At 47.5% G+C, this 12,265-nt stretch carries 9 protein-coding genes; 3 read left to right on the forward strand and 6 right to left on the reverse strand.

Features of this window, described 5'->3' with window-relative positions:
* Nucleotides 1-212: 212 nt before the first annotated feature.
* Complete coding sequence (locus OX890_RS13590) at nt 213-845, reverse strand: YchE family NAAT transporter (protein ID WP_006081420.1); 633 nt, start codon at nt 843-845, stop codon at nt 213-215.
* A 318-nt stretch (nt 846-1,163) separates the two neighbouring features.
* On the opposite strand from OX890_RS13590, the gene adhE reads away from it, so the two are divergent.
* On the forward strand, nt 1,164-3,767 hold the full coding sequence (gene adhE / locus OX890_RS13595; RefSeq protein WP_126492078.1) for a bifunctional acetaldehyde-CoA/alcohol dehydrogenase: 2,604 nt from the start codon (nt 1,164-1,166) through the stop codon (nt 3,765-3,767).
* Between the two features lie 237 nt (nt 3,768-4,004).
* Here the strand turns inward: adhE and OX890_RS13600 are convergent, their stop codons facing one another.
* The 4 genes from OX890_RS13600 to OX890_RS13615 all read right to left on the reverse strand — a co-directional run bounded on the left by OX890_RS13600 (nt 4,005) and on the right by OX890_RS13615 (nt 9,669).
* A complete protein-coding gene (locus OX890_RS13600; RefSeq protein WP_126492079.1) occupies nt 4,005-4,949 on the reverse strand; it encodes a M14 family metallopeptidase in 945 nt (314 codons plus the stop codon).
* A gap of 70 nt (nt 4,950-5,019) precedes the next feature.
* Entirely contained in the window at nt 5,020-5,478 is a 459-nt protein-coding gene (locus OX890_RS13605) for a GNAT family N-acetyltransferase (protein WP_268649399.1), read from the reverse strand.
* A gap of 227 nt (nt 5,479-5,705) precedes the next feature.
* Nucleotides 5,706-7,757, reverse strand: coding sequence for a dipeptidyl-peptidase 5 (locus OX890_RS13610; protein WP_268649400.1), 2,052 nt, complete (start codon nt 7,755-7,757; stop codon nt 5,706-5,708).
* A gap of 349 nt (nt 7,758-8,106) precedes the next feature.
* A complete protein-coding gene (locus tag OX890_RS13615; protein WP_268649401.1) occupies nt 8,107-9,669 on the reverse strand; it encodes a fumarate hydratase in 1,563 nt (520 codons plus the stop codon).
* 119 nt (nt 9,670-9,788) lie between these two features.
* Between OX890_RS13615 and pabB the strand changes: the two genes are divergently transcribed.
* Nucleotides 9,789-11,201, forward strand: a complete 1,413-nt coding sequence (gene pabB / locus OX890_RS13620; RefSeq protein ID WP_268649402.1) for an aminodeoxychorismate synthase component I — start codon at nt 9,789-9,791, stop codon at nt 11,199-11,201.
* 31 nt (nt 11,202-11,232) lie between these two features.
* A complete protein-coding gene (locus OX890_RS13625) occupies nt 11,233-11,820 on the forward strand; it encodes a CoA pyrophosphatase (protein WP_126492084.1) in 588 nt (195 codons plus the stop codon).
* A 43-nt stretch (nt 11,821-11,863) separates the two neighbouring features.
* Here the strand turns inward: OX890_RS13625 and OX890_RS13630 are convergent, their stop codons facing one another.
* Nucleotides 11,864-12,199, reverse strand: coding sequence for a hypothetical protein (locus OX890_RS13630; RefSeq protein ID WP_006081412.1), 336 nt, complete (start codon nt 12,197-12,199; stop codon nt 11,864-11,866).
* Between the last annotated feature and the right edge of the window lie 66 nt (nt 12,200-12,265).

Consider the following 12,265-nt stretch of genomic DNA (forward strand, 5'->3'; position numbering starts at 1 on the left):
GGACGACTAAGGTTTGTAGAAAAGTAGTCGCTAATATACTGATAAACTGCGACTTCATGCCTTTCTTTAAAGGTGAAAAAAAGCGCCGACTTATTAAGTGCACTCAGGATAAACCGATAAAATTCAAAAAAATTAGCGTACAAATAAAAACGCACAGGAATAATACCTGTGCGTTTATTGATAAAAGTACGATGAATCCTGCGGAGTAATACTTAGCTAAAGAGCTGCGGAAATAATCCCTTAACACCTGCCGCAATCACTTCAATACCTATAGATAGCATTAATAGCCCCATAAGACGGGTAATCACGTTAATCCCCGTCTTACCCAAAATCTTATAGATGATAGATGCCATTCTAAACAGGCCAAAACTGACTAAACCAAACACAATCACAGTGATGAACATGGCAATAATGTTCGACAATGAATTATGCTCGGCGGCAAAGACAATTACTGAACTGATAGCACCAGGTCCCGCCATCAGTGGCAAAGCCAAAGGCACAACCGCTACCGATTCCATCGCCGAGGATTCGCGATCTTCCTCTTGGTTACGCTTCACTTCGCCTAACTTACCTTGCAACATCGACATCGCAATAATAGCGATCAGGCTACCACCCGCGATCCTAAAGGCAGATAACGAAATGCTGAACATATTTAGAATGTGCTGCCCCGCCACAATCGTGACTAAGAGGATCACCACAACCGCAAAGTTAGCCACTTTACCCGTGTGATTCCGCTCAGCCTCCGTTTGATGGCTGGTTAAGCTCACAAACACAGGCAACAACCCGACTGGGTTAATGATGGCAACTAGGCCAAGAAAAAATTTAACGTAAAGAGTTAACTCCAAGGGACTATCCTTATGTGCGTGTCACGCCGTCTTCATCAAAATATGCTTGAGGGCAAGTATAGTATCTCAAGCGCTATTGACTGAAAAATGAGATTTTTGAGGTTAAATCACAACTTCGAATAATATTTAGTTATCGAAGTCGATGCATTTTCAACGCAATTTTAAACAAACAAGTTACCCTAGGTGTAGTTTTATTACATAAAAGCCCGATATTGTCGGTGGCATCACACTTTCAACGCGGCTTTAGGTGTAATTTTCTACCATAAAGAGGATTTAGTGAATGCCTTGATTCACTAAATCTTTTTAGGAGTATTAATCATGACAGTGACCAATGCACAAGAACTGGATCTCATGGTCGAGCGTGTAGCGAAAGCACAAGCCGAGTATGCAACATTCAGCCAAGCGCAAGTCGATAAAATTTTCCGTGCAGCGGCCCTTGCCGCTGCCGATGCGCGTATCTCGCTGGCCAAAATGGCCGCCGCAGAAACCCGCATGGGTGTCGTTGAAGACAAAGTAATTAAAAACCACTTTGCCTCCGAATACATTTATAACAAATATAAAGATGAAAAAACCTGCGGAATTTTATCTGAAGATGTCACCTTCGGTACTATCACTATTGCTGAACCCGTAGGCATTATCTGTGGCATAGTCCCCACCACGAACCCCACATCGACTGCCATTTTTAAAGCCTTAATCAGCCTTAAAACCCGTAACGCGATCATCTTCTCGCCCCATCCTAGGGCCAAAATATCTACCACAACGGCAGCAAAATTAGTGCTTGATGCTGCCATAGCCGCGGGCGCACCCAAAGACATTATTGGCTGGATTGATGAACCCAGCGTTGCACTATCAAATCAATTAATGACTCACCCTAAGGTGAATTTAATCCTCGCAACGGGTGGCCCTGGCATGGTGAAAGCCGCCTACTCTTCCGGTAAACCTGCTATTGGCGTAGGTGCGGGTAACACACCTATTGTTATCGATGAAACCGCCGACATCAAACGCGCGGTCAGTTCGATTCTCATGTCAAAAACCTTCGATAACGGTGTGGTTTGTGCGTCAGAGCAAGCGGTAATTGTGGTCGACAGTATTTATGAGCAGGTTAAAGAGCGTTTCGCTACCCACGGTGGCTATATGCTGTCGAAGGATGAAGCCGCGGCGATGCAGCAGGTCATTTTAAAAAATGGTGGCTTAAATGCCGATATCGTTGGCCAAAGCGCCGCCAGTATCGCGCAAATGGCGGGCTTTGAAGTGCCGCACTGGACCAAAGTGTTGATAGGTGAAGTCACCGACATTTGCGACAGTGAAGCCTTCGCCCATGAAAAATTATCACCACTGCTTGGTATGTACCGCGCCATCGACTTTAACGATGCCATGGATAAAGCTGAAGCTTTAGTCGCACTCGGCGGCATTGGCCACACATCAGGGCTTTATACCGACCAAGATACCCAAACCGAACGTGTACATGCCTTTGGTTTTAGAATGAAAACAGCACGTATCTTGATCAACACCCCTGCTTCACAGGGCGGCATTGGCGATCTGTACAACTTCAAACTAGCACCTTCACTCACTTTGGGCTGTGGTTCTTGGGGCGGCAACTCGATTTCAGAAAACGTTGGCCCGAGTCATCTGATCAACAAAAAAACCGTCGCTAAGAGGGCCGAAAACATGTTGTGGCACAAACTTCCTGCATCTATCTATTTCCGCCGCGGCAGTTTACCCATCGCACTAGAAGAACTGAGCGATAAAAAACGCGCGCTGATCATCACCGACAGATTTTTGTTTAACCACGGTTATTGCGATGAAACCATGCGGATTTTAAAGGCACAAGGCCTTGAAACCGAAATCTTTTACGATGTTGAAGCCGATCCCACTTTAGCAATAGTCCGTCAAGGCGCTAAGGTGGCCCAAAGCTTTAAACCCGATGTGATTATTGCGCTCGGCGGCGGCTCACCAATGGATGCGGCGAAGATTATTTGGGTGATGTACGAGCATCCCGATGTGGATTTTGCCGATTTGGCGCTGCGCTTTATGGACATTCGTAAACGTATCTACAAATTCCCTAAAATGGGCACCAAGGCCATGATGGTGGCAATTCCAACCACTTCAGGCACAGGCTCAGAAGTCACGCCTTTTGCGGTAGTGACAGACGAAATTACCGGTAAAAAATACCCGATTGCCGATTATCAACTCACGCCCAACATGGCGATTGTTGACCCAAATCTAGTGATGGACATGCCTAAATCTCTGACCGCCTTTGGTGGCATAGATGCGGTGACCCATGCTCTTGAAGCCTATGTCAGCGTGATGGCAAACGAATATAGCGACGGCCAAGCACTGCAAGCCCTCGACTTACTGTGCAAATATTTACCCGATGCGTACAACTTGGGCTCACAGTCACCTGTCGCCCGTGAAAAAGTCCACAATGGCGCCACCATCGCAGGTATCGCCTTTGCTAACGCTTTCCTCGGGATTTGCCACTCAATGGCGCACAAACTGGGCGCAGAGTTCCATCTCGCCCACGGTTTAGCCAATGCGCTGCTGATCAATAACGTAATACGCTTTAACGCAACGGATCTGCCCACTAAGCAAGCGGCCTTTAGCCAATACGACAGGCCAAAAGCCCTGTGCCGTTATGCTGCCATCGCAGATCACTTGAAACTAGGCGGAAAAACGGATGAAGAAAAAGTCGAAAAATTGCTTGAGAAAATCACACACCTCAAGACGACGATTGGCATTCCTGCTTCTATCCAAGAAGCCGGCGTCAACGAAGCCGACTTCCTCGCCAAGTTAGATGAATTAGCTGAAGATGCGTTCGATGATCAATGTACCGGTGCCAATCCACGTTACCCCTTGATTAACGAGCTGAAACAACTGTTCCTCGATAGCTATTATGGCCGTGACTATAGCGATAACAACTAGGCAATCGCCTAACGATGCTAAGCGCGTGCTAAATAAACGCAGCGCGACATAAATGAAAAAGCCCTCGAATGAGGGCTTTTTACTGCGTGATGTTCAGTGAATGATCTAATTAAGGAGTCGATGCATTAATCGAGCGCACGTAAAATCACTTCACTAGCCGCTAACTCAACTGGGCATCACTCAACTTACGATCACTAAGCTAATCACCACTTAGCAGAGCATTACAACAAACTACGACTAACGCTGCGCCAGTACATAATCGATGGCGCTGGTGATGGCTGCAACCTGCGCCAGATTACATTCGGCAGGCGTAGCCATTGGGCTATCTGGGTACACTTCTGTCGTGGTGTTATAGATACAACCCGTGACACTGCTGCAAAGCCCTAATGACTTAAGCGGATAGTTAATTACCCCGTGCTGCACCACAGTCGAGCCAATGATCTCGCCTTTCTCGTCGGCAGGAGCAATGTGCGTCACTTTGCTCACGCCATCGATAATCGCTTTTTGGAAAGCATCCATTGAATGTTCGGTATCGCCCACAGCATAAAAGCCATCTGGGATAGTGCCTTTGTCATATTCAATGCCATCGCGGGCGCACAGCGCTGGGCGAAACTCTAACTCATCTGAATCTGTGGTTTCATGTAAATCCACATGCAGATCAAAACCTTGCTCAACTGAAGTAACGGAAGCAACTAAGGCCATCAAGGCCGCCGATTCTTCTGCTGGGCTGTTGGCATAGAATGAACGGTTCGGATCGATAGCCTTGGGGTTCCAGCGATTAATGGTCTCGTAACCCCAAGGACTCACGCACACGGCAACTACTAAGTTCACCTGTTGCACGTAATTCGCCGCTTCATTCGTTAAAAAGGCCAATGCGCCATGCACACCGCTGGTTTCATAACCATGCACGCCGCCAGTCACCAGCACGGTTGGCTTTTGTGGATCAAACTGCTGGCTCTTCACCGCAAATAATGGGTAACGCTCGGCGTTAATCGATAAGGCGCCATATTGCACAATGCCAAGCCCAAGCACTGACAGCTCTGTTTCCATCGCCTTGAGTGGCGTCACGACATCATCTTGATATGAACGCTTGATTTGGGTGCTCGCAAGCCATGCGGCTTTTTCAGCCTCGCCCCATTTCTCGCCAGCAGTGCCGATGGGATAAAAGGTTAAATTTGCCATAATTCCTCTATTTTTAGTTCTATTAGCTCAATTGAGAGTACTAGTGTTTGGATGAATGAGTGCTGCCAGCCTAAAGCGTCAACTGCATGGGAATATCGCGGATCCCGCCGCGCTCTCGCTCTGCTCCTAATGGCTCAAAGCCAAAACCTAAGTACACAGCTTGTGCATTCAATGCCGAGTTCACGGTAAATACGCCCGGATTGCCTTGAGCTACACACTGAGCTTTGGCATGTTCCCACAACATTCGCGCCACGCCTCGCCCCTGTGCATGGGAGGCGACAAAAAGATGGTACAAGTGGCTATTCGCCTTCATCCCCACAACGCCTGCGAGTTGGCCCGAGTCCGTTATGGCGACATGATACTGATAACCCATAGCAAAGTAGCTACCAATCGCTTCAATCGACATGGCATTCACTAAGATTGCAGCGCCCTCTTCAGTGCATGTTGGAGCGATAAAGTCTTGGGTTAACTGAGTGAGCAATTCGCTTATTTCAGGGATATCAGCTAAGGTTGCGGCTCGAATATTCATCTTAACTCCTTGATTAAAAATAAATCCATTACATGACGCAATAAAAAGCCAGAACAGAGTCCTGGCTTTTTAAGACGCTTGAACAAAAGACGCTTCGCGTAAAACACTTTAATAGTTAATCACATCAAACAACTCGCCGATGATAACCCTATCAGGGCGAGCCTTACGTCTTTTATTAAACTGTCATTCACTGTTTGTTATTAAACAGTCTGTTATTGTGCTAGCAGTTACTGCTTAGTCCAGCGGTCCATCCAACGGAATACATTGGCGTACCATTGCTCTAGGTTTTCAGGCTTTAAGATCCAGTGGTTTTCATCTGGGAAAATCAACAACTCAGATGGAATACCTTTACGCTGCATAAAGCTAAATGCCGCTAAACCTTGATCATAAGGCACACGGAAGTCTTTCTCACCGTGAATAACTAACATGGGGGTTTTCCAGTTTTCAACATAATTCACTGGGTTAAACTTCTCATATAAGGCTTTGTTATCTGAGTAAGTACCGCCAAATTCGTACTCAGGGAACCATAACTCTTCGGTCACATGGTACATAGAACGCATATCGAACAGACCTGCGTGGTCAACAAGACACTTGAAACCATCGTTCCAGTTACCTTGGATCCAGTTCATCATGTAGCCGCCGTAAGAACCACCGAGCGCACAGGCGTTTTGCGGATCGAGCCATTTTTGTTGTTGGCTTACTGCCGCTAGGCCTTTTTGCAGATCTTCTAATGGCTTACCGCCCCAATCTTGGCTGATAGAATCCGTAAAGGCTTGGCCGTAACCGGTAGAGCCGTGGAAATCCACCATAACAACGCCATAGCCTGCACCCGCCCATAACTGCGCGTTCCAACGACCGCTGAAGGCATTACCAAATGAACCCTGCGGTCCACCATGCACTAAGTAGGCAATCGGGTATTTTTTACCTTCTTGGAAGTTAGCTGGTTTGATCCAGTAACCGTAGACGTCTTCGTTATTCCAGCCCTTGAAGCTGAACTGTTCAAACTTACCGAACTTGATCTCGGCTAGCTTGTCTTTGTTCACTTCAGTCAGACGCTTAAGGCCTTGACCATCAGTGGTGATACTGTAGAGATCGCCCGGCTCAACTAAGGTTTTGCTGTCGAAAATCAGTTCATCGTTAGTGACCGCTATTAAGCTGTTTGTGCCATCGCTGTAGATAGAACGCACATCGCCAAATTGAGTATTCACTTGGAAAATAGATACTTGGCCTATGTCTTGCGCCGTGGCATATAAGGTACGATTGTCAGGGGCAAACATCAGTGAGCTTGGGCTACGATCCCACAATGGCGCCACTTCTTTGGTTTGGCCAGTGGTAGTATCGCGCAGCATGATGCCGTAACGATCCGCTTCAAAACCCGGTTTCTTCATCGCTAAATAGGCCATGTAACGACCATCGCTCGAAAACGTTGGCTGTGCATCCCATGCGAGATTGTCTTTGGTTAAGTTAGTTGCAGTGCCGCCAGTGACTGGCACTTGCCACAAATCATAGTTAGTGGTCCAAGCTTGATCTTTGCTCGGCGCTTTAGCGCTATAAACGACGAATTTACCGTCTGGGGTGAAGGTCACTTCTTCCATACCCGAGAATGGTTTTGGCGGCGTTTCAGTGTCTAAACCTTGGGTGACATCAACCACTTTAGTCAGTTTTTCACCGTTTACAGCGCCCACAAATAAATGGTTACGGGCGTGATCTTCCCACGTATCCCAGTGGCGAACCATTAACTGTTTGTATTCGCGGCCAGTCGATTTACGCTCAGATTCAGCGGTAAATTTATCCTTTGAGCAGGCTAAATCCTTACACTCTGGGAATACACGCATGCTGAGTACAACTTGTTTACCGTCGTTTGATAGTTTGTAACCATCAATATCCAAAGGTAAATCAGAAACTTGAACCGCTTCACCGCCCGTTAATGGCAGTTGGAATAGCTGGCTTGAACCGCTACGACCGGCAAGGAAATAAATTGATTTGTCGTCAGTGGCGAAACTCACATCGTGCTCAGTGCCCGCAGCAGAGGTCAGTTGTAACGGTTTCGCTTTCGTGTCAGTCAGATCCAATAGATACAGATCAGAACTGCCCTCTCCCTTATCGTTTACCGTTTTAAGACCATAAACTAATTTAGTGCCATCGTGGGACACTGTCGCAGAATGCATCTTATTGAGTTTAATGAGTTGTTGCACAGTAAAAGGCGTTGGATCGGCCGCTTGGGCTGATAACGCCAGTCCCGCAGCGCCGAGCGCCAATAGGAGAGGAGCTATTTTCATTGTTATGTCCGTCTTTGGTTAAACTGGTTCGATAGTTGCGCCAATCATTGCAAGGGTTCTATTGAAATTGCAATAGTTCTACTGGGTTGCAACCGCACGAATGTTAAAAACGATCTGAGATCGTATCTTTTGAAGATAAGCTTGCCACACTATCGAAACAAAAACGCTCAGGCAAGCCAAATGGCGAACCTGAGCGTATTTTTTTGTGACAAAATGTCAGTGGCGCAATGATTTGTCTAAGGAACTGATATCAGATTACTGAAGCAACTGATATCAGAGCGTAAATTTAAACTGCTTTGCTTAAAAAACCATCAAGTTCAATCCGCTAAGACCTTAGATTCACTCCAACTTAGGCTTTCGCGTTGGCGATATTCACTTTCCAAATTGCTGGGCCAGTTTCATGGGCGTTCACGCCGTTTGAATCCACAGCCACAGTCACTGGCATATCTTGCACGTCAAACTCGTAAATCGCTTCCATGCCTAAATCGGCAAAGGCCACGACGCGAGAATGTTTAATCGCTTTAGACACCAGATACGCTGCGCCGCCAACGGCCATCAGATATACCGCTTTGTGTTTTTTGATTGATTCAACTGTCGCAGGGCCGCGCTCAGCTTTACCTATCATGCCCATCAAGCCAGTTTTCTCTAACATTAAGTCAGTGAATTTATCCATACGGGTTGCTGTGGTTGGGCCCGCAGGACCGACAACTTCAGCACCGACGGGATCAACTGGGCCAACGTAGTAAATAAACTTACCCGTAAAGTCCACGCCTTCAGGCAGACCTTCACCACTTTCGATTAGACTTTGAATGCGCTTATGGGCAGCATCACGACCTGTGAGCATTTTACCGCTCAGCAGAATAGTTTCACCGCTCTGCCACTGCTCGATATCGGCTTGAGTCACAGTATCTAAGTTAACACGTCGCACATCATCACCCACTTCACGGGTGATTTCTGGCCAATCTGACAATGATGGTGGCGTCAATTCAGCAGGACCTGAGCCGTCTAAATGGAAATGCACGTGGCGAGTCGCTGCGCAGTTCGGGATCATCACCACAGGCTTTGATGCCGCATGGGTTGGCGCCGATTTGATTTTAACGTCTAACACTGTGGTTAAACCGCCGAGACCTTGGGCACCTATACCTAAGTTGTTCGCGCGCTCAAAAATGTCTAAACGCAGCTTTTCTTCGGTCGTTTGCGCGCCACGGGCCATCAACTCATGGATATCCACGCTTTCCATCAGCGCTTCTTTGGCTAATACGGCGGCTTTTTCTGCCGTGCCGCCAATACCTATACCTAACATACCCGGCGGACACCAGCCCGCGCCCATCGTCGGTAACGTTTTTTCTACCCAAGCGGCGATATCATCTGATGGGTTTAACATCACCATCTTAGCTTTGTTTTCACTGCCGCCGCCTTTAGCCGCAATAGCTACTTCGATGTGGTTGCCTGGCACCATGTCGATATGCACCACAGATGGGGTGTTATCTTTGGTATTTTTACGGCTGCCCGCAGGATCTGACACTATTGATGCACGCAGTGGGTTATCAGGATTGGTATAAGCACGACGAACACCTTCGTCGACCATTTCCTGAATTGTCATATCGGTTTTGTCCCATTGGACACCCATACCCACTTTAACGAAGGTGGTCACAATCCCTGTGTCTTGACACAGAGGACGCTTGCCTTCGGCCGACATACGCGAGTTAATTAATATCTGGGCAATGGCATCCTTCGCCGCCGCACTTTGTTCACGCTCATAAGCTTGGCTCATGGCATCAACAAAATCCTTCGGGTGGTAATAAGAGATGTATTGCAAAGCATCCGCCACACTTTCAATAAAGTCGGCTTGCTTTATCACAGAATTGACAGACATTTCATGGTTAGCATGGTTAGCATGGTTAGATGACATAGTAGGAGCGCTCCAGCAGCCTTTGCGGCCTAACTTATTTTTGTTTAATTCTTTCTGGGCCAATATGATACTCTTTCCCATCTTTTTGGGCTACATCACATTTTGAATAGGGTTAATCGATGGCAATTAGGGCGTCAAAACAGCTTGCATCACGCCAACTTGACTGGACATTAAGCACCGCAGCACTCTTCGAACACTTTGCCAATGACCCATGGGCAATCCTGTTAGATTCGGCGAACGCGCCACATCAGGACGCCAGATTCGACATCATTTGCGCCAATCCCATCGCAACATTAGTGACTCAGGGCGAGCGTAGCGATATAAAGCTCATCGATACGAGCTTGAGCTTACCCGAGGCGATGGACCCAAACCGTGATCCCTTCGAACTGCTCAACACATTATTAACCCATTGGTATTCAAAATCTTTTGATTGCAATCTGCCCTTTAGTGGTGGCGCCATGGGCAGCTTTAGTTACGACTTAGGCCGTCGCATCGAATCCCTGCCGACAAGCGCTCAGCAAGATATTCAACTGCCAGAGATGAACATCGGCTTTTACGACTGGGCGTTAGTTTATGATTACCAAGCCCAGTGTTGGCATTTATTGCACTATTTAGGTGAAGCGGCACTCGACATTGAATTGAATAAAATTCAAGCAAAAATTACGCACAAGCCAAACTCAGATGCATTCATGCTCACAAGCCCATGGGCAGCACAAATCGATAAAGCGCAATACACGGCCAAATTTGAGGCAGTACAAGCCTATTTGCACAGCGGCGATTGCTATCAAATAAATTTAACCCAAAGATTTGAAGCTGGCTATCAAGGCGATGAATGGTCGGCTTACTGCCAACTGCGCAATGCTAATAAAGCGCCCTTCTCGGCCTTTATGCGGTTACCGCAAAACGCGATTTTATCGATTTCACCTGAGCGCTTTATTCAGCTTCGAAGTGATGATATTCAGACTAAACCCATCAAAGGCACGCTGCCGCGTCACGCGGATCCCGCGCTCGACGCCAAAGCCGCGAGCACCCTTGCCAGCTCACCAAAGGATCGCGCCGAAAACGTCATGATTGTCGATTTGCTGCGTAATGATATCGGCAAGGTAGCAGCGGCAGGCTCGGTACGTGTACCGCATCTGTTTGAGATTGAAAGCTTTCCTGCGGTGCATCACCTTGTCAGTACAGTGACGGCTAAGCTTGATGCTAAGTACAGCGCCAGCGATTTGCTGCGCGCGGCGTTCCCCGGCGGCTCAATTACCGGCGCACCAAAAATTCGCGCCATGGAAATTATTGAAGAGCTCGAACCTTCACGGCGCAGTCTTTACTGTGGCTCTATGGGCTATATCAGCCAAGATGGCCAAATGGATACCAGTATCACCATTCGCACTATTGTGGCCGAACAGGGCAAACTCTTTTGCTGGGCGGGCGGCGGCATAGTGGCAGATTCAGAAGTGAATGCCGAGTACCAAGAAACCTTTGATAAGATCAGCCGGATTTTGCCTTTACTTGGCGCAGAGCCGCAAAAGCCGTAAGATTTCATACTAAACAGTAACGAGAACGTCGATGGATCAAGCGGAATTTAGACTCAGATTTAATCTGCACCCTTTAGCGCTGCAAGATCCGGCGGCCTTCCCACACCTTGGACTGCGCAAAGCTGCGGTGTTGATCCCGCTGCAGGATATCAACGGTGAACTGAATCTAATTTTAACCCAAAGACCGATGCACCTTCGCGCCCATCCAGGACAGATCAGTTTCCCCGGTGGTAAAATTGAGCCCTACGATGTCGATGCAATTGCAGCTGCGTTAAGGGAAGCAGAAGAAGAAATTGGATTATCGCGGTATAACGTCGACGTGGTGGGCACATTTCCGGCCCACAATACTTTTACCGGATTTGAAATAACGCCCGTGGTCGGCATTATCAAGCAAGCCTTTGATTGGAAAATCGATCCCGGTGAGGTAGCCGATTGCTTTACTGTGCCATTAAGCTTTTTTATTGAACCGAGCAATCGTCACCAAAAACGCTTTTTACGCCAAGGGCGCTATTACAGCGTGCATTTCATACCCTATCAACAACGCTTTATCTGGGGCGCGACCGCCGCCATTATCGACCATTTATGCCGCCAGTTAAGCATTCCTGCCGATATCCTCTGACTTTCTTTTCCATAGCGAAACAGCTACAAGCCAACAGGTTCGCTTAAACCACCAAGTGGATATACAAACCGGCGACAATCGAGGTTAACAGCAACATGGGAATGTTAAACCAATAACCCATGCGGCTATGGTGGGCGACATAATAGTTAAACGCTAAACTGACCAAACTAATGCCGCCACAGGTCCAAATCAAATACTGTAATAACTGGGTTTCGTGTGGATCCCAATGGACTCTAAATGTCGCGCCACGGCTTAAATAATCGCCGACTTCGCGGTCAGGCCTCGCATCACCGAACACTAATAACGCATAGACGGCCAACGCCCAGCCTAAAATGGATAATGTCGCGAGGATAATTTGAAATATTCTAACTTTACTCATACTGCCTCCCGCCGTTTAACTCACTATATCGCTAAATATCGGTAATATTAACCTCAGGATACCTTT

This window comes from Shewanella sp. DAU305, assembly GCF_026802235.1.
Taxonomy (GTDB): Bacteria; Pseudomonadota; Gammaproteobacteria; order Enterobacterales; family Shewanellaceae; genus Shewanella; species Shewanella baltica.

Bases quoted from the DNA above. Each gene is read 5' to 3' on its own strand.
- OX890_RS13600 (WP_126492079.1), bottom strand. From the start codon at position 4,949: ATGGCAAATTTAACCTTTTATCCCATCGGCACTGCTGGCGAGAAATGG.
- pabB (WP_268649402.1), top strand. From the start codon at position 9,789: ATGGCAATTAGGGCGTCAAAACAGCTTGCATCACGCCAACTTGACTGG.
- adhE (WP_126492078.1), top strand. From the start codon at position 1,164: ATGACAGTGACCAATGCACAAGAACTGGATCTCATGGTCGAGCGTGTA.
- OX890_RS13615 (WP_268649401.1), bottom strand. From the start codon at position 9,669: ATGTCATCTAACCATGCTAACCATGCTAACCATGAAATGTCTGTCAAT.
- OX890_RS13625 (WP_126492084.1), top strand. From the start codon at position 11,233: ATGGATCAAGCGGAATTTAGACTCAGATTTAATCTGCACCCTTTAGCG.
- OX890_RS13605 (WP_268649399.1), bottom strand. From the start codon at position 5,478: ATGAATATTCGAGCCGCAACCTTAGCTGATATCCCTGAAATAAGCGAA.
- OX890_RS13610 (WP_268649400.1), bottom strand. From the start codon at position 7,757: ATGAAAATAGCTCCTCTCCTATTGGCGCTCGGCGCTGCGGGACTGGCG.
- OX890_RS13630 (WP_006081412.1), bottom strand. From the start codon at position 12,199: ATGAGTAAAGTTAGAATATTTCAAATTATCCTCGCGACATTATCCATT.